The following is a 23,501-nucleotide window of genomic DNA, read 5'->3' as shown; positions in this document are numbered from 1 at the left end:
CCCGCCGCGCCGAAGCCGGCCCGCCGCGCCGAAGCCCGGCCCGCAGCGCCGAAGCCCGGCCCACAGCGCCCGAAGTCAGGCCCGCAGCGCCCGAAGTCAGGCCCGCAGCGCCGAAGTCAGGCCCGCAGCGCCGGAGCCAGTGCTGCGGCCAGGGACCGGCTCAGGCGTCGCTGGACAGGACGATCACCAGGATCAGCCCGATGATCAGCGCGAACGGCACGCACAGCCCGATGATGCTGATGGGGCGGGCGAGCAGCCGCTTGCCGGGGTGCATCGGCTGGCGGGCGCCACCGTACGGCGACGGCTGCGGCGGCGCGAGGCTCGCGACCTTGCCCCGGTTGATGATGTTCCACAGCACGATGAACGGCGTGATGAAGAACGACGCGTAGCCGTACCAACCCTGGATAAGGGTCTTGGAGGTCATCTCGCGGAACGTCGCCATCCCGCAGTCGCGGCAGAACGGGCCGTCGACGTGGCGGAACTGCATCATGATGATCAGTCCCCGGTGGCCGCGGAACTTGGTCTGCGCGGTGGGGACGTTGTTGCAGAAGCGGCAGGGGGTGAGCTGCGCCGTCTGGAACTGCTGCTGGAGCGGCATGGACATGGATTTCCTCCCGTGGAAGGGCAACAGGCTACGACATCCGCGACGGCCGTGGGGGGCACCGGCTCTGCCGTTCGGCAGATGTGCGCGGCGCCGGGAATCACGACGCTGGGGGCATGCTCGAACTGATCGACATCACGAAGGTCTACAACGGTCGCAAGCGCGCCGTGGACGGCCTGACGCTGCGCCTCGGGCCGGGGCTGGCCGGGCTGCTGGGGCCCAACGGGGCCGGGAAGTCCTCGCTGCTGCGGATCGCGGCGACGGTGACCCGGCCGACCGGCGGGCAGGTGCGCTTCGACGGCGGCGACGCGGTCGCCAGGCCCGGCCCGCTGCGCCGCGCGCTGGGCTACCTGCCGCAAGACTTCGGCGTGTACCCGCACCTCACGGCGCTCGAGTTCCTCACCTACCTGGCCGCGGTACGCGGGATCGCCGGGCGGTCCGCGAAGGCGCGCATCGGCGAGCTGCTGGAGCTGGTCAACCTCGCGCACGCCGCGAAGCGGCCCCTCGGCGGGTACTCCGGCGGCATGCTGCGGCGCATCGGCATCGCACAGGCGCTGCTCGCCGACCCGCGGATCATCGTGGTGGACGAGCCGACGGCGGGCCTGGACCCCGAGGAGCGGGTGCGCTTCCGCAACCTGCTCAGCGACCTGTCCGCGGACCGGTCGGTGCTGCTGTCGACGCACATCGTCTCCGACGTCGAGTCGGTCGCGACCCGGATCGTCGTGGTCACCGGCGGGCGGGTCCGCTTCGACGGCGAGCCCGGCGAGCTGGTGCGCGGCGTCGCCGGGCACGTCTGGGAGCTGGCCGTGCCGCCCGCGGAGCTGGCCGGCGTCCAGCAGCGCCTGCCGGTGACCCGGCTGATCCGCACCGCCGGGCACGTCAGGGTACGGGTCCTCGCCACGCACCGGCCGGCACCGGACGCGACCCCGGTCGCCCCGGACCTGGAGGACGCCTACCTCGCCGTCGTGCACCGGTCCAGGACCGCCGCGTGAACGCGCTTGGAGCCCGGCGAAAGGGTCGCGGCGTGAGCGCGTTCACGGCGCTGGCGATGGCGGATTTCCGCGAGCGGGTGCGGCGCCCGGCGTACCTGGTGATGCTGATCTCGGCGGTCTGCCTGGGCTGGCTGGCGGTGCCGCCGGCCAGCACGCGGTGGGTGGTGCTCGACGCCGGCGGCGCCCGCGGCCTCTACACCAGCGGCTACGTCGGCCTGGTGACGGCACTGACCAGCGCCCTGTGGCTCACGCTCGTCGGCTTCTACCTGGTCCGCGACGCCGTCGCGCGGGACGTGCGCACCGGCGTCGGCCAGCTGCTCGCGGCCGGTCCGCTGCGCACGCCGGTGTACCTGGCCGGCAAGTTCGTCAGCAACCTGCTGGTGCTCGGCTCGATGGCCGGGACCATGGCGGTGACCGCGCTGGTGCTGCAGCTGCTGCGCGGCGAGTCGCGCGCCGTGGACCCCCTGGCCCTGCTGACGCCGTTCGTGTTCCTGGCGGTGCCGATGCTGGCGGTGACCGCCGCGGCGGCCCTGCTGTTCGAGACGACCCCGGTGCTGCGCTCCGGCTTCGGCAACGTCCTGTGGCTGTTCGTCTGGATGGCCGGCGCGATCGGTGGCCAGTCGGCGTCCGCCCCGCTCGGCGGCATCGGCGTCGGGCAGCTGGCCGGCACGATGCCGGCGACCGCCGACACGTTCGGCCTGGGGCTCATGTACGTCGACCGTCCACTGCGGACGTTCGAGTGGCCCGGGCTGCCGCTGGATGCCGGGTTCGTCGCGGAGCGGGCCGCGGTGACCCTGATCGCGGTGGCCGTTGCACTGCTGCCGGCGCTGTGGTTCCACCGCTTCGACACCGCCGCCGCCACCGCCGCCGGCATCGCCAGCACCGCAGGCAGTGCAGCCGCGCGCGCGGCCGCCCGGTCGCTGCCGGAGCCGTACACCGTCTACAAAGGACTGCCGCGGACGGCGGCGGTGGCCGGCCCCGCGACCGGCCGGCTGCTCGCCGCCGAGGTCCGGATCCTGCTGCGGGGCGCACCATGGTGGTGGTGGGCCGGCGCGGCGCTGCTGGGCCTCGCCGGTCTCGCCGCGCCGCCCGGCCCGGCCCTCGCGCTCGGGTGGATCTGGCCGGTGCTGCTCTGGTCCCGCCTGGGCACCGGCCGCGACGCGGCGGCGATCCTCGCGGCGTACCCGGCGCCGCGCCGGCGGCTGCTCGCCGAGTGGGCGGCAGGGGTACTGCTCGCCGCCGCGACCGGTGCCCTTCCGGCGGTCAGGATGCTGGCCACCGGCGACGGGCCGGGCCTGGCCGCGTGGGCCGCGGGCGCGCTGTTCGTGCCCGCGCTGGCCCTGGCGCTCGGCACGCTGACCGGTGCCCAGCGAACGTTCCAGGCGGTCTACCCGGCGCTGTGGTACCTGGTGATCAACGACGTCGCGGCGCTGGACTACATGGGGGCGCTGCGCTCCGCCGGCCACCCTGCCGGACCGCCGGCGCCGCTGGTCGCGGCCGTGGCGCTGGCGCTGTTCGCGGTCGCGTTCGGCGTGGTGCGGCTGCGCCACGCCCGCCGCTGAAGTTTCCTCCACCGGGCAGAACATCCGGCGTACGTGGGAGCGTCTGTTGGACGTGACATTCGAGGAGTTCGTGCACAGCCGGGGTGCCGCCCTGGTGCGCTTCGCCCGGCTGCTCACCGGCGACGAGCACCGGGCGGACGACCTGGTCCAGGAGGTCCTGGCCAAGGCGTTCGTGCAGTGGCGCCGGGTGGCGGCGGCGCAGCGCCCCGACGTCTACGTGCGCCGGATGCTCGTCAACGCCAACAGCTCGTGGTGGCGGCGGCGCTCCAGCCACGAGGTCACCGCCGCCGAGCCGACCCTGGCCGGCGCGCCCGCGGCCGCCGAGGACATCGGCACCGCGTTCGCCGCCCGCGACGAGCTGTGGCAAATGGTGCTCGCCCTGCCGGTCCGCCAGCGGGCGGTGCTGGTCCTGCGCTACTACGAGGACCTCGATGACGGCGCGATCGCCGAGATCCTCGGCTGCACGACCACCACCGTCCGGACCACCGCGCTGCGCGGCCTGACCACGCTGCGCACCCGCCACCGTCCCGCCCCCAGCGACCTTCCGAGGAGCGCCCGATGAACGACCAGCTCGAGCAGGACCTGGCGACCGCCTTCGGCGAGCACACCGGCGGCGCCGTGGACACCGACGTGCTCGCCGCCGCCGCCACCCGCCGGGGCCGGCGCCTGCGGGCCAGGACCTATGCGGTGCGGTGCGCCGCGGTCGCCGCCACCGTCGCGGCCGTCGCCGCCGGGGCCGTCGCCGTGTACCGGTCCCCGACCCCGCCCGCCGTCCCGGGCGTGTCCGCCTCGGCCTCGCCCGCGGAGCTCGACTGGACGCTGCACCCGCCGCCGGGCGGCTGGTCCGTGCCCCCGCCGGTGGTCGCCGGCGGCCCCGCCGACCTGTCGAAGGTCGGCACCGACCCGTCGCTGCTGCACTTCACGGTCGACGGGTCCACCGACGGCGCCACGTACACCACCTGGCGCTCCACCGCGGGGATCGAGACGATCTCGTTCCAGCGGGACTCCGCCGTCTACCGGGTGTCCCTGGCGAAGACGACCGCGCTGCTCGACGATGCGCTGTTCGAGCCGGACCTCGGCGAGTACACGTACGAGCGCTGGCAGATCGCTGCCGGGGTGTGGGCCCAGGTGTACGGCCATGGTGCGCTGGAGTCCGAGATCACGCAGGTCAAATCGGGCCTCCGGTTGGACACGACCCTGCGGTGCACCACCCCGGTCCGGCTCAACGCCCTGCCGGCCGGCGCCCGGCTGCTCGGCTGTGAGACCACCCTCGCCGGCGCCGACCTGCCCGGCCGGCTGCTGTTCTCGAAACTGCGGGTCGGCGAGAACACCGTCGACCGCGCCGAGATCCTGGCGACCAGGCGCGTGCCGTCGGCGTCGCCGGGCACCCTGATGATCAGCGGCCGGCCGGCACGGGTCTTCACCGACGACCGGTTCCGCCCGAGCGTCGAGTTCCCCGACTTCAACGGCCTGACGATCACGCTGGCCGGCACCGGCACGTACAAGGCGCCGGCGCTGATGCAGCTGGCGGAGGCCGTGCGGGTCGGGCAGGACCCGGTGAACCCGGCGACGTGGGCGGAGCGCCCGACTCCCTGAGCGCTCAGGCCTGCACCACGGACACCCCAGCGTCCCGGATCGCGGCCAGCTCGCCGGGGTCGGCGCCGGCGTCGGTGACCAGGACGGACACCGACGCCAGCGGGGCGATCGTGGCCAGGCAGTTGCGGCCGATCTTCGAGCTGTCCGCCACGACGATCACCTGCGCGGCGCGGCGCAGCATGGTGGCGTTGGTATGGGCCTCGATGTCGTCGTGGGTGCTGAGGCCGCCGGCGGCGGTGATGCCGTCGACGCCGATCACCGCCACCTGCAGGTGCAGCCCTTCGAGGGTGCGGTCGGCGATGGGGCCGACGAGCTCGTAGGACTGCGTCCGGGTCACCCCGCCGGTCATGATCAGCTTGAGGCGGGGGAGCAGGGCCAACTCGGCGGCGATGTTGACGGCGTTCGTGACGACGGTGAGGTCGACCCGGGTGGCCAGGAGCCGGGCCAGCAGGTGGGTGGTGGTGCCGCCGGTCAGGCCGATGGTCAGCGGGCCGTGCGGGAGCAGCTCGAAGGCCCGCCGGGCGATCAGCGCCTTCGCCTCGCGGTGCTGGCCGGTGCGGTAGCGGACCGGCAGTTCCGCGACGGCGAGCGCCGGGGACGTCGCGACCGCGCCGCCGTGGGTGCGGGCGAGCAGCTGCTGGTCCTCCAGGCTCTGCAGGTCGCGGCGGATGGTCGCGGTCGACACGCCGAACTCGGTGGCGAGGTCGCCGGCGTCGATGGCGCCGTCGCCGGAGACCCGGGACAGGATCGCGGCGACCCGCTCGGCGCGGCGGCGGCTCACGACGCGACAAACGTGCAGTTCAAAATGTCCACTTGAGCAAGATACCTTGTGAGACGGACATGAATCGCGCAACCCTGAGCGTATGACGGACACCGCGAAGGAGATCGCCAGCCAGCCCGAGACGTGGGCGCGGGCCCTCGACGTCGACGGCGCCGCGCTGGCCGCACCCGGGGAGCGGGTGCTGGTGCTGGGCTGCGGCACCTCGTGGTTCATGGCGCAGAGCCTCGCCGAGCTGCGGGAGGCCGCCGGCTTCGGCGAGACCGACGCCGTGTGCGCCTCGGAGTTCGTGCCGCGGCGCCGGTACGACCGGGTCGTCGCCCTCACCAGGTCGGGCACGTCGACCGAGGTGCTCGAGGCGCTGCGGCAGGTGCCCGCGGGCACGCACCGGGTGGCGGTGACGGCGGTGACCGGCGAGCCGGTCGACGGGCTCGTCGACGAGCGGATCCTGCTCGACTTCGCCGACGAGCGCAGCGTCGTGCAGACCAGGTTCCCCACGACGCTGCTGGCGGTGGCCCGCCACGCGTACGGCGAGGACCTGTCGCACCTGGTCGCCGACGGCCGGGCCGCGCTGGAGGCGGACCTGCCGGGCGACCCGGCGGCCACGCGGCACCTGGTGTTCCTCGGCACCGGCTGGACCGTGGGCCTGGCGCACGAGGCGGCGCTGAAGGTCCGCGAGGCGGCGCAGGCCTGGGCCGAGTCGTATCCGGCGATGGACTACCGGCACGGGCCGGTCGCCGTGGCCGGCGAGCACAGCCTGGTCTGGGCGTTCGGCGCGGTGCCGGGCGCGCTGGACGAGACGGTCCGCGGCGCCGGCGCGACGCCGGTGCGCAACGGCCTGGACCCCCTCGCGCAGCTGGTGCTGGCGCAGCGGTTCGCGGTTGCCCTGGCGGAGCACAAGGGTCTCGACCCGGACCGGCCGCGGCTGCTGACCCGTTCCGTGATCCTGACCCAGCCATGATCGTCACGGTGACGCTGAACCCCGCGCTGGACCTGACGTACACCGTCGACGCGCTGGTGCCGCACGCCACGCACCGCGTCGGCCACGTGGCCGAGCGGGCCGGCGGCAAGGGGCTCAACGTCGCCGGGGTGCTGCACGCGCTCGGCGAGCCGGTCCTGGCCACCGGGCTGCTCGGCGGCGCGACGGGCGCCGCCGTCGAGGCGAGGACGCGGCCCCCGCACAGGTTCACGGCGATCGGCGGCGAGACCCGGCGGACCGTGACGGTGCTGGACGGGGTCGACGCGACCGGGCTGTGGGAGCCGGGGCCGGTCGTCACCGGCGAGGAGTGGGCCGCGTTCCGGGCGCACTACGCGGACCTGGTGAAGGACGCCGCCGTCGTCGTGCTGTCCGGGTCGCTGCCGCAGGGGCTGCCGGCGGACGCGTACGCGCAGCTGGTCCGGCTGGCACAGCGGTACCGCTGCCGCAGCGTGCTCGACACGAGCGGCGAGGCGCTGCGGCTCGGCGCCGCGGCCGGCCCGGACGTGGTCAAGCCCAACGCCGACGAGCTGCGCGCGCTCGGCCCGGACGTGCCCAAGCCCGGCGCCGGCGGGCTGCACGCGCTAGACCCCACGGACACGGCGGTCGTCGAGTCGCACGGGCCGCGGGGGCTGATCGCGCGCACGCCGCAGGGGTCGTGGCGGGCCGCGCCGCCGGAGGTGGTCACCGGCAACCCGACCGGCGCCGGCGACGCGTGTGCTGCGGCGCTCGCCCGCGGCCTGCGCGACGGCACGCCGTGGCCGCGGCTGCTCGCGGACGCGGTCGCCCTGGCCGCCGCCGCGGTCGCCGCGCCGGTCGCCGGCGAGATCGACATCAACCACTACCGAGCGACGAGGGAACGGGTCCATGTTCAGCCCCACGGGTGAGATCGTCGAGGCCGCACGGGCGGCGGGCGTCGGTGTCGGCGCGTTCAACGTCATCACCGTCGAGCACGCCGAGGCGATCGTCGCCGGTGCGGAGGCGGCCGGCCGGCCGGTGGTGCTGCAGATCAGTGAGAACGCGGTGAAGTTCCACGGCGGGCGGCTCGGGCCGATCGCCGCGGCGGCCCGCCGGGTGGCGGAGCTGGCGGCCGTCCCGGTGGGGCTGCACCTGGACCACGTCGAGGACGACGAGCTGTTCGACCAGGCGGCGGCGCACGGGTTCGGCTCGGCCATGTACGACGCCTCCCGGCTGCCGTTCGCCGCGAACGTGGCGGCGACCAGGGCCGCGGCCGCCCGCGGGCACGCCGCCGGGATCTGGGTGGAGAGCGAGCTCGGCGAGGTCGGCGGCAAGGACGGGGCGCACGCGCCGGGGGTGCGCACCGACCCGGTGGAGGCGTCGGCGTACGTCGAGGCGACCGGCGTCGACGCCCTCGCGGTCGCGGTGGGGTCGAGCCACGCCATGACGCGCCGGACGGCGGCGCTCGACCACGCGCTCATCGCCCGGCTGCGGGACGCGGTCACGGTGCCGCTGGTGCTGCACGGCTCGTCGGGCGTGCCGGACGAGGAGCTGCGCACGGCGGTCCGCGGCGGACTGGTGAAGATCAACATCGGTACGGCGCTGAACGTCGCGTTCACCGGCGCGGTCCGCTCGGCACTGCAGGACGCCGCCGTGGTCGACCCGCGCCGGTACCTCAAGGCGGCGAGGGCGGCCATGGCCGACACCGTGACGCACGCATTGCGCGTCGTGACCGAGCTTTAGGCCACCTTTACGTTCGACTTCAACGCGTGGGAGCCCGAGGAACTGGCCCGGCGGGTCCGGGACTGCCTCGACCAGGGCTACAAGTGCAACTCGGCGGGCAATTTCTAGCCTGCCGCGGCTCGCTGAGGCCCACCCGCCGCCACGGGTGGGCCTTTGCGCATGCCTCACAGGCGTTGCCCTCGCCGGGGCGGCGGCCGAGGCGGCGCCGGGCAGGTCGTCGAAGTTGAGGACCGCGCTCGTCGGGGTGCTCGCGGCGCTGGTCATCGGCGGTGGCGGGCTGGCCGGGGTGATGTACGGGGATTTCGTCGCGCCGGGCGGCAGCGGCGGTCAGGTCACGCGGCGTCTGCAGACCGGGACGGTCACGGCGGTGAGCGCCGACGGGCACGCACCACCTTCGTGGTCACGTCGTCCACCGCGGCCGGCGGAGCCGTGATCGCCGACGTGCAGGTCGGCGACACGGTGACCGTGGCCGGCACGCTCAGCGGCGACACCGCCACCTCGATCAGCGACTCGACGCTCAACCGGGCCGTCGGCGATCAGCAGGGCGGCCAGCCTCCGTCGAACTGACGGTAGCTGCCGGCGGAACGCTGATGGGCGGGCGGCGGCCGGCGCGGGTGGCGGTCAGACCGTGGCGAGGGCCCGGCTGCACAGCGTGCGGGCCCACTGGATGCGGTCGAGCGCGACCTCGGGGCGGTCGCCGAAGACCTCGGCGGCACGGGCGTAGCACTCGTCCGGACCGAGCTGGTCAAGGGTCCGGTCGACGGTGTCCCGGACGGTCGCGTCGTCCAGGTCGGCGTGGTTGGGGGTGTCGGAGACGAACAGGGCCATGCACAGGACCGGATCGACCAGGCAGGTCGTCATGGTGGTTCACCTCTCACAGAGGTTCGCTGGTGTCCTGTCCACCGTCGCTCGGGTGAGGGGGCGGGGCATCTGCGCCAGCATGCGTCCGGCCCTGCGGGTTTTCCGACCCGGGCATACCCGCTGGCCGCCACCGGCTCCTCAACTGGCCTCACCCCCGCCGGGTGTGCCGTCGACCGGGATCTTGATCTCCAGCGTGGTGCCGTTGCCGGGGCGGCTGGCGATGTGCATCGCGCCACCGAGCGCGGCCACCCGGTCGTCGAGGCCGAGCAGGCCGGTGCCGGTGTGCGGGTCGGCGCCGCCGACGCCGTCGTCCTCGATCGAGAGGTCCAGCGCGTGGCCGCCGTCGTCGGTGTCCACGATCGAGCCGCGGATGTGGATGAGCGTCGCCTGGGCGTGCCGGATCGCGTTGGTGAGGGCCTCCGCCACCACGTAGTAGGCGCCGATCTCGATCTTCGTGTCGAGGCGGGACGGCAGTGTGAGGCGCAGCTCCACCGGTACCGGCGACCGCCGGCCGAGCGACTTGATGGCCGGTACCAGCCCTCCTTCGGAAAGGATCGAGGGGTGGATGCCGCGGGCCAGCTCGCGCAGCTCGTCGATCGCCTCGGCCAGGTCGGTGCCGATCGCGCGCAGCCGGTCCCGCACCTCGTCCTCGACCTGGGTCTCGGTGGCCCGCAGCTGCAGCAGCAGCGCGATGAGCCGCTGCTGGGTGCCGTCGTGCAGGTCGCGCTCGATCCGGCGGCGGCTCTCGTCGGTCGCGGCGACGATCCGCGCGCGGGAGGCGGTGAGGTCGGCGCGGGCCTGCGTGTTGGCGATCGCGCTGGCGACGAGGTCGGTGAACTCGGCGGCGCGGGTGGCGTCGTGCTCCAGCAGCGGCCGGGAGCCGGTCGACAGGGCCTTCAGCACGCCCCAGGTCCGGCCGGCGACCAGGACCGGCGCGCCGACCGCGGAGCGGATCGCGCTGTCGCCGAACTTGTGGGCGAGGAAGCCCGTGCTCTCGGGCCCTTCGATCCGGACCGGCTTACCGGAGTGCCAGACCCGCCGGCTGACGCCCCCGCGATCCAGGCTGACCTTGCCCAGCGCGATGCGGTGCTCGGCGTCCCAGCTCCAGCTGGCCACGACGGTGGCGCCGCCGTCGGGCTCGAAGCGCAGCAGGGCGGTGGCGTCGGCACCGAAGAGCTTGCCGGCCTCCTCGGTGACGGCGCCGAACACGACCTCGGCCGGCCGGCCCTTTGCCGCGACGGTCGCCACCCGGCGCAGCGCCGCCTGCTCGGCGGCCACCGACCTGAGCGTGGCACGGCTCTGCTCCAGCACACTGACCATCGAGTTGAACGTGCGCTGCATGATGCCGATCTCCACCGGGCCGTCGGTGGCGACGCGGATGCTCAGGTCGCCGCGGGCCACCTTGTCGGCGGCCGACACCAGCCGGTGCAGCGGGCGGGCCACCATCACCGCGAGCGATCTGGTGAGGATGGCGACGCCGAGCAGCGACGTGGCGAAGCCGGCGATCCCGGCGACGAGCGCCTGCTGCCCGGCGATCATCGCCTCCTGCCGGCCCTGCTCGACGATCGTGCGCTGGGCGTCGGCGAAGTCGTCGAACTGCTGCCGCAGCGCGGAGATCTGCCGCTGACCGGCGAGGATCGACTCGGCGTTGAAGTTCTTCGGCACGGCGCCCTCCTCCATGGCGATGGACGGGTCGGCGTAGTCGTCGAGGTACGCGGTGATGTCCTCGTTGATCTGGGCGATGCGGGCGGACTGGGCGGGGTCGCCGGCGACGGCCTCCGCCAGCTCCTCCTGCCGGGCGGGCACCTGCTCCTGCGCCGCCTTCCACGGCACCAGCAGCGCGGGATCGCGGGTGAGTGCGAAGCCGCGCCGGCCCGCCTCCACGTCCAGCAGGAGCCGTTCGAGGGTGGTGGCGGCCGAGACCGCCTGCTCCGCCCGGCTGACCGCGATCACGGACTCGCGGAGCTGGTACACCGACAGCAGGATCGCCGCGAACGCCGAGCTGATCAGCAGTGTGAACAGCGCGCAGATCACCCCCAGGCGGAGCGTCAACCCCCCGTGCATGGGGGTGTCCTACCCCCTTCCGCGGGGATATGTTGGGTTTGATGACATCTGTGGTGGTCGCCGACGACGACGTCCTGCTTCGCGAGGGGCTTGCCAGCCTGCTCGACCGGCACGGCTATACCGTGGCCGGAGTCGCGGACGACGGCACGCACCTGCTGGAGCTGGTCGAGGAGGTCAAGCCGGACCTGGCGGTGGTGGACATCCGCATGCCCCCGACGCACACCACCGAAGGGCTGGCCGCGGCCCGGGAGATCAGGGTGCGGTTCCCGTCGGTGGCGATTCTCGTGCTGTCGGCGTTCGTCGAGGTGGAGCACGCGATCGAGCTGCTGGCCAGCGGCGAGCGGATCGGCTACCTGCTCAAGACCCGGATCACCGACGTCGAGGAGTTCCTGGAGACGCTGCACCGGGTGCAGGACGGCGGGACGGTGGTCGACCCGGCGGTCGTGCAGGAGCTGGTCGCCGCGCACCGGCGCAAGGACCCGCTCGACGTGCTCAGCCCCCGGGAGCGGGAGGTGCTCGCGCTGATGGCGGAGGGCCGCTCCAACGCGGGCGTGGCCAAGCAGTTGTGGGTCACCGAGGGCACGGTGGAGAAGCACGTCCGGTCGATCCTGACCAAGCTCGATTTGCCCGAGACCGACGAGACGCACCGCAGGGTCCTCGCCGTGCTTACGTTTCTCGAAGCTGCGTCAGCAGGCATTTGATCGCGGCGGCGGACAGATGCTCCTTCGGCAGGAAGCCGATGGCTTTGCTGTCCGCGAGCAGGTCGGCGACCTCCTCCGCGCCGAACGCCGACACCATGATCACCGGACTGGAGTCGATGCGCGCCGCGAGGTCGAAGCCGCTCTCCTCGCCGAGGCCGACGTCCACCAGGACCACGTCCGGCGCCTGCTCGTCCACTGCCTGCAGTGCCTGCTGGCTGTTCGCCGCATCAGCGACGACGGCGATGCCCTGCGCGGTCAGCAGACGCCTGGCACCCGCCCGGAAGCGCTCCGAGTCGTCGACGATGACGCAGCGGATCGTCATACCTTGAACGCTGCCAGGCGCGGCCGTCGCCGGCCTTGCGGCTAACGGGAAAGCGCAGACTTCACCCGCCCGCCCGCCCGCCCGCCCGCCCGCCCGCCCGCCCGCCCGCCAGGCCAGGCCCGGCGACGGGGCGCCGGCCACCCGGACGGTTGCTCCGCGCGGGACCGCTCGTCGGTGGTCTTGCTTGCTTGATCGAAGTCGTGTGGTGGTCGTCCGGACGGCCGGAGCGCGACTTTGTCAGGTGGAGACCGGCGTGGAGGCCGGCTCGGCAGCCCGCTCAGCCGCGGCGGGGCGGTGCGCGGCGCGCACCCCCGCCAGGCCCGCGAGGACCAGGCCGAGGGCCGCCCAGCCGAGCAGCACCCAGACGTGCGGCGCCGCCGCGTGGCCGTCGAAGAACGCGGTGCTGCGCAGCAGCGAGCCCGCTGCCCCCGGCGGGAGGTACTGGCCGAACGTGCCCCAGCCCGAGGGCAGCATCTGCGGGGCGCTGCTCAGCCCCGACAGGGGGTTTCCCAGCAGCATCATGGTCGCCGCGCCCAGCCCCAGGCCCGCCGCGCCGAGCAGCGACTCCAAGCCGAGGATGGTCAGCGCGGTGGCGGCGATGCCCAGGGCGACGGCGCCGGTGTTGAGCCAGTACGACCCCTCCAGGGAGCCGAGCCAGAACTGCAGGATCGCGGTGAGGGCGAGCGCGCCGGTGACGCTGAAGGCGACCGCCCCGGCGAGGCGGCGGGCGAGGCCGGCGACGAGGCTGGTGAGCAGCCCGGCGGCGGCGATCCCGCCGAGGACCAGCGGCAGCGCCCCGGCGGCCAGGCCGGCGCCGCGCGGGTCGTCGGCGGGCAGCGGGACCAGGTCGCGGACCGGCACGCCGGCGTCGGTGCCGCCGAGCGCCTGCGCCACCTGCTGGAGCGCCTGGGCGACGGCGGGGCTGGCGGCCGAGGCGATGATCAGTTGCGGGCGGCCGGTGGAGACGTCGATCGCGCCGTACACCTCCCGGTCCAGGATGAGCCGCTCGGCCGCGGCGGTGCCGTCCACCACGGTCACGTCGAACGTGCCCGGGCGCTTCGCGGCCAGCTGCTGGGCGACCTGCGCGGTGACCGCGGGCGGTCCGGCGACGGCGATCGGGATGTCGTGCACGCTCGAGCGGGTCGCCGGCCAGGCGAACGCGACCATGATGACGCTGAGCAACGCGGTCAGCAGGAGCGCGATCGCGCCGACGCGGGGCCAGGGCGTCCGTGGTGCGGTGGTGGTCATCGGAGTCTCCTAAAAAGGAACGCTCGTTCGCTTAACTCCGAGCATGTGACGCCGCAGGCGCCGCGTCAAGAACGAACGTTCGCTTTGACGCCGTGGTGTACGACACGTCCCGCCGCCTCCGGCATCGTGAAGACGAACCGGGAGCCGCCGCCCGGGTTGTCCACCACCCCGATCGAGCCGCCGTGCCGCTCCACGATCCGCTTGCAGATCGCCAGGCCGAGGCCGGTGCCGGCGTACCCGGCGGAGCGGTGCGCCCGGTGGAAGTTGTTGAAGACCGCCTCGTGCTGCCCCGCGGGGATGCCGATGCCGTTGTCGGAGATCTCGACCCGCACGAACCCTGCGCCGGCGCGCACCGAGCCGATCTCGATGCGCGGGACGACCCCGGGCGCGGTGTACTTCACCGCGTTGCCGATCAGGTTGTCGATCAGCTGCCGCAGCAGCACCGGGTCTGCGTGCACGTCGTGCAGCCGGCCGAGCTCGAACACCGGCGCCGGCGTGGCGGCCGCCGCCGCCAGGTCGGCCCGGGCCGTCGCCACGTCCACGACCAGGTCCCGCAGCGCCACGTCCACCGGCGCGATGACCGCGTTGCGGGTGGTGGTGTACGCGAGGAGATCGTTGATCAGGTGCCGCATCCGTCCCGAGGCACGCACGATCCGGCTGAGGCTGTCGGCCGCGTCGCGCTGCTCGGCGGTGTCCGGCATGGCGCGCAGCGTGTCCTCCAGGTTCTCCGCCCAGCCGTCGATCGTGGTCAGCGGGTTGAGCAGGTCGTGCGCGACCACACCGGCGAAGGACGCCAGCTCGTCGCGCTGCCGCCGCTCGGCCGTGACGTCGTGGAAGACGACCACCACGCCGTCGTCGCCGTGCAGCCGCCGCGCGCTGACGCTCAGGATCCGGCCCTCCGGCACGCCGCTGTTGCGCGCCAGCAGCTCCAGGTCGTGCACGTCCTCGCCGGCGAAGGCCCTGGCGTGCGCCGTCTCCTCCGGCGCCAGCTCGGTGCCGTCCGGATGGAACAGCCCGTAGTGGCGGGTGCCGCTGGTGACGCCGCCGAGCAGCGCGACCGACGCGGGGTTGCGCATGGCCCAGCCGCCGTCGGACCGGATCACCGCCACGCCGTCGCTCATCGAGTCGACGATGGCGGTGAGCAGCCGGGCCTGCGCCGCGGCGGCCCGGCCGGTCTCGGTGAGCCGCCGCAGCAGCTCGGCCCGCTCGTCACGGCCCAGCGCGATCGACAGCCCGACGATGGCGACCATGCCGACGAACGCCTGCGCGACCAGCGCCCGTGCCTGGTGCGACACGATCGTGGCGAACGGGCCGTCGCCGTGCAGCGTGAAGAGCACCGCCACGGCGCCCAGGCACAGGTCGTGCACGGCCACGAACGTGGTGTGCAGTCGCAGCGCCGCCCACACCGTCACCGCGAGCAGCGGAAACGCCAGCGGCAGGCCATGGTTGAGGGCGAAGCCGACGGCGTACGCGCTGAGCGAGCACGCGATCAGCGCCACGTACTCGGCCAACCGCAGCGGCGCGGGCCACCGGGGCCGCCGGCCCTCGTGCCAGTGGTGGCCGACGCGCAGCCCGAGGGCCACGATCAGCAGGATGCTCACCGTGTTGCGGGTGAACCAGATGGCCGCGTCCAGCCACTCGACGTGCCCGGAGACCAGCCACACCGCCGGCGGCCCGATCGCGCAGCCGGCCAGGGCCCCCGCCGCCGTGGCGAGCAGCAGCCGCCACAGGTCGGCCGAGCGGGCCATCGGCGCGTCGCCGCCGGCGCCCCACAGGTGCGGGCTGACCCGGGCGTGCACCCGCAGGAACACCGCCACCTGGGTCAGGTTGGCTACCACGAACCACAGCGCCAGCGCCGGCGGGGCGCCGGTCGCCGTGTTCACGACCAGGATGACGACCGCCAGCATGACCGGGTCGGCCCAGCGCAGCCGCGCCCGGCACTGCATGCTGAACCACAGCACGGTGACCCCGGCGGCCGGCCACACCAGGCTCAGGCTGGTGCCGTCCATGATGGTCAGCCGTCCCGCGAACGTGGCCAGGAGGCAGAGCACGGACCACGCCGCGGTCCGCGCGAGCGAGCGCGTCATCCAGGCACCAGCACCAGGTCGAGCGCGGTGCGCAGGCTCTCCGTGGTGAAGGGTTTTCGCAGGTACAGCGCCCCGGAGGCGCGCACGCGCGCCACCACCGTGCCGTCCCACAGCACGGTCAGGAACATGGCGGGCAGGTCGGCCCGGATCAGGCGCAGCCGGTCCAGCAGCTCGATGCCGTCCATCCCGGGCAGGTCCACGTCGAGGACCGCCGCCTCGGGCAGCCCGTGCCGGGCCACCGCCGCGAGGGCCTCCGCCCCGCTGGCCGCCGCCAGCACCTCGTGCCCGTCGGCCCGCAGCCGCTTGACGAGCAGCTCAAGGACGTCCTGCTCGTCGTCCACGACCAGAATCCGCGCCATGCCGGCCCCCTCGCCTGTCTTCCTGCTGATCGACAGGCGGGAGGCAGGGTTGAGTTCGGTGCGGTAACCCGAGCCGGGGCGCCTGAGCGGAAAAACCCGTGCCGGCCCGTCAACGGTCGTGCCGTCCCGCGGCCTCTGTGTGGTGACATGGTCCGACAGAGGGGACGAGGCGTGGTGACCCTGCAACCACCCGAGGTCCACGTCGTGGGCTTCGAGGCGTTCGTCGCCGCCCGCGGCGCGGCCCTGGTGCGCTTCGCGATCCTGCTCACCGGCGACGACCACCGGGCCGAGGACCTCGTGCAGGAGGCGCTGGCGAAGGCGTACCTGCGCAGCCATCCGGTAGCAGCGACCCGTGGACAGCGTCAGGCGGCGAGGAGGGCCAGCGCGAGCACGCAGTGCGCGGCGACGCCGGCCCTGACGCTGTCCAGGCGGACCGTCACCGCCGCCACGACCACGTGCATGACCAGCACGAACGCGAACGACCCGGACAGCGCGAACGGCAGGGCGAACGGCAGCGCCGACAGCCCGGCCGACACGAGCACCGCGGGGGCGCCGCTGACCGGCAGCCGCGGCAGCAGGTACCCGCGGCAGTACACCTCCTGCGCTCCGGCGACCAGGAGCAGCCAGGCGGAGCGCTGCTCCACGCCGAGCAGCATGGCCACGCCGAGCCCGATCGCGCCCAGGCTCGGCAGCAGCATCAGGTACCGGCGCGGGGGCAGCCGGCGCGGCAACCCCAGGACCGCCGGCAGCGCCGCCACCGACCAGCGGCCGGTGGCCCGGTGCGCGGCGTGCAGCAGCAGCCCCAGCTGCGCCGGCAGGAGCACGAACACGACGGCAAGGGCCGCCGCCGGCCGCGGCGGCACGTCGAGGGCGCGCAGCAGCGCCGCCGCAGCGAAGGCCACGGCGACCGGCAGGAGGTGCAGGGCGAGCGCCCCGGGCCAGGTGAACCGCTGGACCGGCGGCCGCGCGGCGCGGGTCCCGGCGCTCCGGGTCATCGTCACGGTCATGGATGTGACGCTATGGAAAACGGCCCGGCGGTCCCAGCCCGCTGACTACCGTGTCGAGGGTATGGCTGGCCATACCAAGAAATCATCGAGGGCCGTGTCGGATCCGGATCGCGCCGTTCGAGGTACCGGTGAAGCCACCCACTGACAGGAGATGGACATGCGCTACCTCGTGCTGCTGAAGGGGACGACCCCTGGCACCCCGCCCCCGCCGGAGCTGATGGCCGCGATCATGCAGCTGGGGGAGGAGGCCACCGCCGCCGGCGCGCTGCTGGACACCGCGGGCCTCGCACCGAGCGCCGACAGCGCCCGGGTGACCGTCACCGGCGGCGCGCTGGACGTGGTCGACGGGCCGTTCGCCGAGACCAAGGAGATGATCAGCTACGCGCTGTACCAGGTGCGGACGAAGGCCGAGGCCACGGAGTGGACGACCCGGTTCGTGAAGCTGCACCGTGACCTGTGGCCCGGCTGGGAGGGCGAGGCCGAGGCCCACCGCGTCTTCGGCCCGGAGGACTTCAGCCCGGCGGGATGACCGCGTCCGGGACGGGCGCCAAGAACGCCTCGTCCGGCGGCGCCTGCACGGTGACCCGCTCGCCGTCCAGGTCGAACGACAGCCGCCACGCGTGCAGGTGCGTGCGTCCCGTCGCGGCCTTGTCGAACAGCGGGTCGTGCAGGATCGGGTGACCGATCCAGGCCAGGTGCACCCGGATCTGGTGGCGCCGGCCCGTCAGCGGGTTGGCGACCACCAGGGCGTGCCGCTCGTCCTGCCACAGCACCCGCAGCTCGGTCACCGACGGGTACGTCGGCACCTGGTCGAACACGGCCCCGGTCGGCACCGACCAGGTGCCGGCTTCGCCGTCGGTGCCGGCCACGATGCTCTCCCGGGGCGCCGCGATCCTGACCCGGTTCTTGCGCCCGACGCTCAGCGGCAGGTCGACCCGGCCGGTGGCGGGCAGCCCGCCGGGGGTCACCACCGCCAGGTACGCCTTCTCCACGGTCCGCTTGTTGAACTGCCGGGTCAGCCCGCCGTGCGCGGCGAGGTCCTTGGCGAACAGGATCACGCCGGAGGTGACCTTGTCGATGCGGTGCACCGGGTACAGGGTCTCGCCCGCCTCAGCGGCCATCCGGACCAGGTCGGACTCGTGCCGCTCGCCCATGACGGACACCCCGACGGGCTTGTCCAGCGCCAGCACCGTGTCGCTCTCGAACAGCGCACGCTTCCGGTAGTCCGCCCACATCGCCCTAACATACGGTGGTGGAGGAGTACCGCCGCGAGCTGGAGGTCCACTGTTACCGGATGCTCGGCTCGGTGCACGAGGCCGAGGATCTGGTGCAGGAGACCTACCTCAAGGCGTGGCGGGCCCGCGACGGGTTCGACGGGCGGTCCTCGGTGCGCACGTGGCTGTACCGGATCGCCACCAACGCCTGCCTCGACGCGCTGAAGGCCCGCCCCCGCCGGGCGCTGCCCGTCGACCTGGGGCCCGGCGAGCCGGAGCACTGGCTGGAGCCGATCCCCGACGCGGTCCTGGACGCCGCCGGGCCTGAGGCGGCCGCGGTCGCGCGGGAGGGCGTCGAGCTCGCGTTCCTCGCCGCGCTGCAGCACCTGCCGCCCCGGCAGCGGGCCGTGCTGATTCTGCGGGACGTGCTCGACTGGTCCGCGGCGGAGACCGCGACGCTACTGGAGATGACCGTCCCGGCGGTCAACAGCGCCCTGCAACGGGCCAAGGCGCGAGTGCCCGCCGCGGGTCCCGCCGTCGGGCCCGCCACCGCCGCCGAGCACGAGGTCGCCCGCCGCTACGCCGACGCGTTCCAGCGGGCCGACATCCCCGCCATGGTCAGCCTGCTGGCGCAGGACGCGCGGGCCGCCATGCCGCCGTGGCGCAGCTGGTACCAGGGGAAGGACGCCATCGAAGCGTCCCTGCGGGAGGGCCGCCCCGGCCTGGGTGCGATCAGGGTCCGCTGCACGGGCGCCAACCGCAGGCCGGCGGTCGTGGCGCACGTCCGCTTGGAGGGTTCGTCGGAGTGGCAGCCGTTCGCGGTGTCGGTGCTGTGGATCGCCGGCGGGCTGATCACCGACATGGTCGCCTTCCACGACCCCGCCGTGGTCGCGGTCTTCGAGCGCGCGCCGGCCTGAGGATGCCGCCCGGCGCCGCGGGCGCCCGCGTCTTCGCCCCAGCCGTCCGCGGCCGGCGGGGCGGGCACCGTGGTGTCCGTCGCAGTGACCGCCGTGTTTGCCCGCCGGCGGTCGCGGGCACCCAGACAGTGCACGACAGGACCAGAAACGGAAGGATCAGCGATGAGCTTCACGGACAAGGTCGAGCACAAGGCTGAAGAGCTCAAGGGCGCCGCCAAGGAGAAGTACGGCGACGCCACCGACAACGAGCGGCTGCAGGCCGAAGGTGCCGCCGAGCGTGCCGCCGCCAAGGCGAAGCAGGCCGGTGACCACGTCAAGGACGCCGGCGCGGACGTGCGCGACGCGCTCGCCAGCTGAACCTGACACCCATCGGGGCCGCCCCAGCACCACGGGGTGGCCCCGAAGTCTGTCCGGGTCCGGGTTCAGGACGCCACCGACAGGCCCGTGCAGATCAGCATGACCAGGCCGACGGCGAGGTCGTTGGCGGTCGGCGCGCTCCAGCCGTACTGCAGGACCAGCGGCGCGACCAGCAGCCAGCCGGCGAGCCCGGCGGTCACCCACGCGAGGGCCGGGGTGGGGCGCAGCAGCCGGACCATGGTGACGATCGCGACGGCGATGCCGACGACCGTGTCACCCCAGAACACGTCGTACCGGGCGGCGCCGATGTACCCGATCGGCACCGCGGACACCACCAGCCACACCGCGGCCAGGAACACCACGGCGAGGAACGGGGCCGGGGAGGACTCCCGGCGTTCGGTGCGCTCCTCGACGTCGGCGGTCACCCGGGCGTGCGCGGGAGTCGTGAAATCCTGGTCGGAGATGAAGCTGGTCATCGCCCGAACCTTCCGCGGCCCGGGATGAGCCGTGCTCACCTCCCCGGAGTGCTCTCGTTCCACGAGCGGTCCAGCGCCGTCACGCAGTAGGTGCCGGCGGCGTCGGGCACGGTGATCTCGCCGTTGCCGCCGCGGCGCACCGCCAGCAGGTCGGCGTTGTCGCCGCGCACCTGGTACACGGCCGAGCTGGTGCCCTTGCCCTGCCACGTGAGCTTCGTGCCGGACACGGTCACCTTCGGCGCCGGCGGGATGTCGGAGGGCAGCTGCGCCATGATCGGCGGCAGCGCCGGCGTGTTGTAGAAGTTGGCCGCGTACCGGGTGACCGAGCCCAGCGCGTCGCTGCGCATGCTCTTGGCGCTGAAGTGGACGCTACCGCTGACCTGCGGATACTTGCGGTTCAGGGCGAGCTGGCGGTCCAGTTCGCCGGCGTCGGACCAGGCGCCGGACTGCCCGACGCGGTAGTCGGCCTGCCCGATCCACAGCTGCACGTCGGTGTCCTTGACCACGTCCACCCACCAGGGCAGCAGCTTGGCGTAGTCGGCGACGTCGAAGCCGATGTGCCAGTACAGCTGCGGCACGATGTAGTCGAGCCACTCCCGCTGCACCCACAGCCGGGTGTCGGCGTAGATCTCGTCGTAGGACTGCAGGCCGCGGGTCGGTGAGCCGGCCGGGTCGGTCCGGTCGTTGCGCCAGATGCCGAACGGGCTGATGCCGAACTTCACCCACGGCTTGAGCTTGCGGATCTTGTCGTGCATCTCCTGGACGAGCTTGTTGACGTTGTCGCGGCGCCAGTCCGCGCGGCTCTTGCCGCCGCCGTACTGGGCGTACGCCGCGCCGTCCGGGTACTCCTGCTTGCCCACCGGGTACTGGTAGAAAAAGTCGTCGAAGTGCACGCCGTCGATGTCGTAGTGCTTGACCGCCTCGAGCATCGAGTCCTCGACGAACTCCCGCGCGGCCGGGATGCCCGGGTTGAAGTGCAGGCGGCTGCCGGTGGTCCCGGCCGCCGGGTAGACGACCGCCCACTCGGGGTGCTGGCGCAGCGGGTGGTCCGGGGCGAGCGCGTCGAGATCGGGCCCGGCCCCGCTCGGCGCGGGCTGGCTGCCCCGGTACGGGTTGAACCAGGCGTGGAACTCCAGCCCGCGGGTGTGGGTCTCGTCGATCATCCAGCGCATCAGGTCGAAGCCGGGGGCCTTGCCGCGGACCCCGGTGATCCACTCCGACCAGGGCGCGTACGCGGACGGCCACAGCGCGTCACCACTGGGGCGCACGTGCACGAAGACCGCGTTGAGGTTGCGCTTCGTGGCAAGGTCGAGCCAGCCGAGGTACTCCGACTTGATCTGCTCGTCGGGCAGGCCGGGGCGGCTCGGCCAGTCGATGTTCTCGACCGTGGTGATCCAGATGCCGCGCAGCTCCCGCGGCGCGCGCAGCGGCTTGCCGTCGCAGCGCAGGTCGGTGCGGGTCTGGGACCGGTCGGCCCGGTTGTTGTCGCGCCCCGACGGGGTCGCGGTCGAGGCGGCCGAGTTGACCCAGACGGCCCGGACGGCGCCGACGCCGGCGACCACCGCGAGGACGATGCCGATCACGATCGGTAACACCGGGGGACGGCGGGGCAGGCTGTGACGCACGTCGACCAGTCTGCCCGGCCCCGAAGCCCCCATTGCAAGTGATTCAGGAACTTCTGGACGAAGAGGGGAGGGACTGGTCCTCCAGTTCCGCCAGGAGCCGGGCGGTGGCCTGCTCGACCGCGGCGTCCACGAGGCGCCGCTCCGCCACGACGGTGTCCAGGCCGTCGCCGGCGATCTCCCGCGCCGCCCCGGCGACGCGCAGCTCCTGCTCATGGCGTTTCGTCGCGCTCAGCTCCCGGCCGCGGGCGGCGCGCGCCTCGGTGCGCTCGTACGCGTTGCCGTGCGAGACCAGCTTCAGCCACACCGCGGCGCAGTCCAGGCAGACCAGCAGCGCGGCGACGCCGAGGTAGAAGAAGCCGAAGCCCCAGAAGTCGCTCTTGACCAGGTGCCACATGGCGGTCGTGCGGGCGCCGAACCCGGCGCCGGCCTCGACCGAGCGCCGGTTGTCGCTGCGTTGCCCGGCGATCTGCTCGTTGAGCGTCGCCACCTGTTCCGCCCGGTCCAGCCGGGCGCTGCGCTGGGTCTGCTGCAGCGCGGCGGCCTCGTCGTCGAGCCGGGTGGCCTCCGCGCTGAGCGCCCGGGACTGCCGCACGAGGGTGTCGCAGAAGCCGCCCGCCGGGCAGCCGGCCCGCCGGGTGACGCCGTCGGCGCGGGAGTCGGCCAGGGCGCGGTCGTACACCTCGGCGGCCTCCGCCCGTTTCGCCGCGGCGAGCCGGTGCAGCTCGGCGACCGCGGCGTCGTCGGCGGCGTCCTGCGCGCGCAGCGCGGCGACCTGCTCGGTGAACGTGGCGATCGCACCGGTCCGCTCCAGCTGGATGAGCTGCCGGTTGTGCACGGTGCCGAGGTACGCGTCGATCTCGCCCTTGTACCGGGCGAGCATCAGCGGTTCGGTGATCACGACGGCGAACAGCAGGGCGAGCAGCAGCCGCCCGGCGTAGAGGCCGGCCGTGCGCCGGCGCAGCAGCAGCCGCGGGTCGGCGGACTCGAGGTTGTCGTAGCTGACCGCGACCCTGCCGACGACGGCCCGGTCGTAGGCGATCACGGCGGCGGCGACGGGCGGCCCGACCAGCCACTGCCACCAGGGGTGGGCGTAGTTGGTGCTCGCGTCGATGAAGGCCGCGGCACCGACGATCGCGTACACGCCGTACAGCAGGATGAAGACCCCGATCGAGCGGTACAGCGCGCGGTCGGTGTGCGTGCGCACGCTGGCGGGGTTCACGTTGGCGACCCTGAGGAGGAACGTACGGCCGGCCATGACCTGACGGTACGCGAGCATTAGTCGCGTTTATTGCGTTTTCGCCAACCCCTCCAGTTCCGATCAGGCGGTGCCGACCGGTGATCCGTTGGGTAGCAACGAGTCTTCGTATCCGTCTTTGCTGGCCAGGTAGATGACGAAGCCCCACCGGTTGGCGTAGCCGCCGTAGCGCGGCCGGCATAGGGGCAGGGTGGTGCCGTCGGCGAGTTCATCGGTGATGTGGGCGAACTGTCCCTGTTGCCGATCGCGAATGGGATGCGTTCGGCGCCGGCCCTGCGCGCCCGCCCGGTATGGTTGACCGCCTCGCAACGGCACTAGCTGAAGAAGATCGCCCAGGGTCGCAAGAGGCCCGCACCGGGGGCAGGCTGCGGGCGCAGATCGTGCTGGACGCGGCCGGTGACTACACCAACGCCGCGTGGCGATGCTCCACATAGGACGAAGCCCCAGGGGGCCTCCGCATAGTGGGATTCGTCACCACAGGCGCGGGCGGACGGGACCGAGTGGCGGATCAGGGGCCGGAGCTGTGGGTGTTGCCTCGAATGCTTTGTGCACGGCAAATTCGCGATGCCTTGACCGGCTCATGCCCGGACCTTAATACTTCAGACAAATTGTGGCCTGAAGGCATGCCGGTGTGCCGAGTTGGTGTGCCGAGAAGGCCAACGCACAAGTCAAGACATCCGGATCCGTGGCCGCGGAGCCGAGGTTTGAGGTGAGGACGAGGATGGAACCGACCCGCCAGAACGAAACCACGACTCACCGGAACCCCCGACACAGGCAATCGGATCAACCGGATCGACCGGAT

At 73.5% G+C, this 23,501-nt stretch carries 27 protein-coding genes and 1 pseudogene; 14 read left to right on the top strand and 14 right to left on the bottom strand.

All coding sequences use genetic code 11. The features are described 5' to 3' along the window. Window positions 1-160 precede the first annotated feature (160 nt). A complete protein-coding gene (locus AB0H83_RS04120; protein ID WP_360086437.1) occupies window positions 161-604 on the bottom strand; it encodes a hypothetical protein in 444 nt (147 codons plus the stop codon). 113 nt (window positions 605-717) lie between these two features. Between AB0H83_RS04120 and AB0H83_RS04115 the strand changes: the two genes are divergently transcribed. The 4 genes from AB0H83_RS04115 to AB0H83_RS04100 are packed head-to-tail and all read left to right on the top strand — an operon-like array spanning window position 718 to window position 4,751. Beyond that, window positions 718-1,593 (top strand): ABC transporter ATP-binding protein, encoded by an 876-nt coding sequence (locus tag AB0H83_RS04115; protein WP_360086434.1) that lies wholly within the window; start codon window positions 718-720, stop codon window positions 1,591-1,593. A gap of 32 nt (window positions 1,594-1,625) precedes the next feature. Then, complete coding sequence (locus tag AB0H83_RS04110; protein ID WP_360086431.1) at window positions 1,626-3,155, top strand: hypothetical protein; 1,530 nt, start codon at window positions 1,626-1,628, stop codon at window positions 3,153-3,155. Window positions 3,156-3,207: 52 nt separating this feature from the next. Beyond that, window positions 3,208-3,717, top strand: a complete 510-nt coding sequence (locus AB0H83_RS04105; protein ID WP_360086506.1) for a SigE family RNA polymerase sigma factor — start codon at window positions 3,208-3,210, stop codon at window positions 3,715-3,717. Further along, window positions 3,714-4,751 (top strand): hypothetical protein, encoded by a 1,038-nt coding sequence (locus tag AB0H83_RS04100; protein ID WP_360086428.1) that lies wholly within the window; start codon window positions 3,714-3,716, stop codon window positions 4,749-4,751. The genes AB0H83_RS04105 and AB0H83_RS04100 overlap by 4 nt, the downstream gene beginning before the upstream one ends. Before the next feature lie 4 nt (window positions 4,752-4,755). On the opposite strand, the gene AB0H83_RS04095 is transcribed toward AB0H83_RS04100, so the two are convergent. Continuing rightward, the gene (locus tag AB0H83_RS04095; protein WP_360086425.1) at window positions 4,756-5,532 is read right to left on the bottom strand and encodes a DeoR/GlpR family DNA-binding transcription regulator; all 777 of its coding nucleotides are present in this window, start codon (window positions 5,530-5,532) and stop codon (window positions 4,756-4,758) included. A gap of 82 nt (window positions 5,533-5,614) precedes the next feature. Between AB0H83_RS04095 and AB0H83_RS04090 the strand changes: the two genes are divergently transcribed. The 5 genes from AB0H83_RS04090 to AB0H83_RS04070 all read left to right on the top strand — a co-directional run bounded on the left by AB0H83_RS04090 (window position 5,615) and on the right by AB0H83_RS04070 (window position 8,773). After that, window positions 5,615-6,490 carry a sugar isomerase gene (locus AB0H83_RS04090; RefSeq protein ID WP_360086422.1) on the top strand — a complete coding sequence of 292 codons (876 nt, stop codon included), beginning with the start codon at window positions 5,615-5,617 and terminating at the stop codon, window positions 6,488-6,490. 8 nt (window positions 6,491-6,498) lie between these two features. After that, window positions 6,499-7,392, top strand: coding sequence for a 1-phosphofructokinase family hexose kinase (locus AB0H83_RS04085; protein ID WP_360086419.1), 894 nt, complete (start codon window positions 6,499-6,501; stop codon window positions 7,390-7,392). Continuing rightward, window positions 7,373-8,206, top strand: coding sequence for a class II fructose-bisphosphate aldolase (locus AB0H83_RS04080; RefSeq protein WP_360086416.1), 834 nt, complete (start codon window positions 7,373-7,375; stop codon window positions 8,204-8,206). Before AB0H83_RS04085 ends, AB0H83_RS04080 begins: the two co-directional genes overlap by 20 nt. A gap of 223 nt (window positions 8,207-8,429) precedes the next feature. After that, on the top strand, window positions 8,430-8,639 hold the full coding sequence (locus AB0H83_RS04075) for a hypothetical protein (protein WP_360086413.1): 210 nt from the start codon (window positions 8,430-8,432) through the stop codon (window positions 8,637-8,639). Further along, window positions 8,636-8,773: a hypothetical protein gene (locus tag AB0H83_RS04070; protein ID WP_360086410.1), complete on the top strand. Its 138-nt coding sequence runs from the start codon at window positions 8,636-8,638 to the stop codon at window positions 8,771-8,773. Before AB0H83_RS04075 ends, AB0H83_RS04070 begins: the two co-directional genes overlap by 4 nt. Window positions 8,774-8,827: 54 nt before the next feature. Here the strand turns inward: AB0H83_RS04070 and AB0H83_RS04065 are convergent, their stop codons facing one another. Both AB0H83_RS04065 and AB0H83_RS04060 read right to left on the bottom strand, forming a co-directional pair. Further along, on the bottom strand, window positions 8,828-9,067 hold the full coding sequence (locus tag AB0H83_RS04065; protein WP_360086407.1) for a hypothetical protein: 240 nt from the start codon (window positions 9,065-9,067) through the stop codon (window positions 8,828-8,830). Between the two features lie 138 nt (window positions 9,068-9,205). After that, entirely contained in the window at window positions 9,206-11,131 is a 1,926-nt protein-coding gene (locus tag AB0H83_RS04060; RefSeq protein WP_360086404.1) for a CHASE3 domain-containing protein, read from the bottom strand. A gap of 41 nt (window positions 11,132-11,172) precedes the next feature. Between AB0H83_RS04060 and AB0H83_RS04055 the strand changes: the two genes are divergently transcribed. Next, entirely contained in the window at window positions 11,173-11,832 is a 660-nt protein-coding gene (locus AB0H83_RS04055) for a response regulator transcription factor (protein ID WP_360086401.1), read from the top strand. On the opposite strand, the gene AB0H83_RS04050 is transcribed toward AB0H83_RS04055, so the two are convergent. The 4 genes from AB0H83_RS04050 to AB0H83_RS04035 form a co-directional block, all read right to left on the bottom strand. Then, the gene (locus tag AB0H83_RS04050) at window positions 11,798-12,295 is read right to left on the bottom strand and encodes a response regulator transcription factor (RefSeq protein ID WP_360086398.1); all 498 of its coding nucleotides are present in this window, start codon (window positions 12,293-12,295) and stop codon (window positions 11,798-11,800) included. The two genes, AB0H83_RS04055 and AB0H83_RS04050, sit on opposite strands and share 35 nt — an antisense overlap. A gap of 96 nt (window positions 12,296-12,391) precedes the next feature. Then, window positions 12,392-13,402: a hypothetical protein gene (locus tag AB0H83_RS04045; protein ID WP_360086395.1), complete on the bottom strand. Its 1,011-nt coding sequence runs from the start codon at window positions 13,400-13,402 to the stop codon at window positions 12,392-12,394. A gap of 65 nt (window positions 13,403-13,467) precedes the next feature. Further along, window positions 13,468-15,489 carry an ATP-binding protein gene (locus AB0H83_RS04040; protein WP_360086392.1) on the bottom strand — a complete coding sequence of 674 codons (2,022 nt, stop codon included), beginning with the start codon at window positions 15,487-15,489 and terminating at the stop codon, window positions 13,468-13,470. After that, window positions 15,486-15,848, bottom strand: a complete 363-nt coding sequence (locus AB0H83_RS04035) for a response regulator (RefSeq protein WP_360086389.1) — start codon at window positions 15,846-15,848, stop codon at window positions 15,486-15,488. Before AB0H83_RS04035 ends, AB0H83_RS04040 begins: the two co-directional genes overlap by 4 nt. 204 nt (window positions 15,849-16,052) lie before the next feature. On the opposite strand from AB0H83_RS04035, the pseudogene AB0H83_RS04030 reads away from it, so the two are divergent. After that, window positions 16,053-16,178: pseudogene (locus tag AB0H83_RS04030) on the top strand (sigma factor); the annotation flags it as partial. 32 nt (window positions 16,179-16,210) lie between these two features. Here AB0H83_RS04030 and AB0H83_RS04025 read toward each other — a convergent pair. Continuing rightward, window positions 16,211-16,855 carry a CPBP family glutamic-type intramembrane protease gene (locus tag AB0H83_RS04025; protein WP_360086386.1) on the bottom strand — a complete coding sequence of 215 codons (645 nt, stop codon included), beginning with the start codon at window positions 16,853-16,855 and terminating at the stop codon, window positions 16,211-16,213. 157 nt (window positions 16,856-17,012) lie between these two features. Here AB0H83_RS04025 and AB0H83_RS04020 point away from each other — a divergent pair, with 157 nt between their 5' ends. Further along, window positions 17,013-17,384 carry a YciI family protein gene (locus AB0H83_RS04020; RefSeq protein WP_360086383.1) on the top strand — a complete coding sequence of 124 codons (372 nt, stop codon included), beginning with the start codon at window positions 17,013-17,015 and terminating at the stop codon, window positions 17,382-17,384. Here AB0H83_RS04020 and AB0H83_RS04015 read toward each other — a convergent pair. Then, window positions 17,368-18,090, bottom strand: a complete 723-nt coding sequence (locus tag AB0H83_RS04015) for an RNA pseudouridine synthase (RefSeq protein ID WP_360086380.1) — start codon at window positions 18,088-18,090, stop codon at window positions 17,368-17,370. The two genes, AB0H83_RS04020 and AB0H83_RS04015, sit on opposite strands and share 17 nt — an antisense overlap. Before the next feature lie 17 nt (window positions 18,091-18,107). Here AB0H83_RS04015 and AB0H83_RS04010 point away from each other — a divergent pair, with 17 nt between their 5' ends. Next, on the top strand, window positions 18,108-18,986 hold the full coding sequence (locus AB0H83_RS04010; protein ID WP_360086377.1) for an RNA polymerase subunit sigma-70: 879 nt from the start codon (window positions 18,108-18,110) through the stop codon (window positions 18,984-18,986). Window positions 18,987-19,148: 162 nt separating this feature from the next. After that, window positions 19,149-19,343, top strand: a complete 195-nt coding sequence (locus AB0H83_RS04005) for a CsbD family protein (protein ID WP_360086374.1) — start codon at window positions 19,149-19,151, stop codon at window positions 19,341-19,343. A gap of 65 nt (window positions 19,344-19,408) precedes the next feature. On the opposite strand, the gene AB0H83_RS04000 is transcribed toward AB0H83_RS04005, so the two are convergent. The 4 genes from AB0H83_RS04000 to AB0H83_RS03985 all read right to left on the bottom strand — a co-directional run bounded on the left by AB0H83_RS04000 (window position 19,409) and on the right by AB0H83_RS03985 (window position 23,014). Next, the gene (locus tag AB0H83_RS04000; RefSeq protein WP_360086371.1) at window positions 19,409-19,819 is read right to left on the bottom strand and encodes a hypothetical protein; all 411 of its coding nucleotides are present in this window, start codon (window positions 19,817-19,819) and stop codon (window positions 19,409-19,411) included. Between the two features lie 35 nt (window positions 19,820-19,854). After that, the gene (locus AB0H83_RS03995) at window positions 19,855-21,444 is read right to left on the bottom strand and encodes a family 10 glycosylhydrolase (protein ID WP_360086368.1); all 1,590 of its coding nucleotides are present in this window, start codon (window positions 21,442-21,444) and stop codon (window positions 19,855-19,857) included. 43 nt (window positions 21,445-21,487) lie between these two features. After that, window positions 21,488-22,699 (bottom strand): DUF4407 domain-containing protein, encoded by a 1,212-nt coding sequence (locus AB0H83_RS03990; protein ID WP_360086365.1) that lies wholly within the window; start codon window positions 22,697-22,699, stop codon window positions 21,488-21,490. Window positions 22,700-22,762: 63 nt separating this feature from the next. Further along, window positions 22,763-23,014 carry a hypothetical protein gene (locus AB0H83_RS03985; protein ID WP_360086362.1) on the bottom strand — a complete coding sequence of 84 codons (252 nt, stop codon included), beginning with the start codon at window positions 23,012-23,014 and terminating at the stop codon, window positions 22,763-22,765. Window positions 23,015-23,501 lie beyond the last annotated feature (487 nt).

This window comes from Dactylosporangium sp. NPDC050688 (assembly GCF_040654515.1).
Taxonomy (GTDB): Bacteria; Actinomycetota; Actinomycetes; order Mycobacteriales; family Micromonosporaceae; genus Dactylosporangium.
This window is presented reverse-complemented; position numbering and strand designations above follow the sequence as displayed.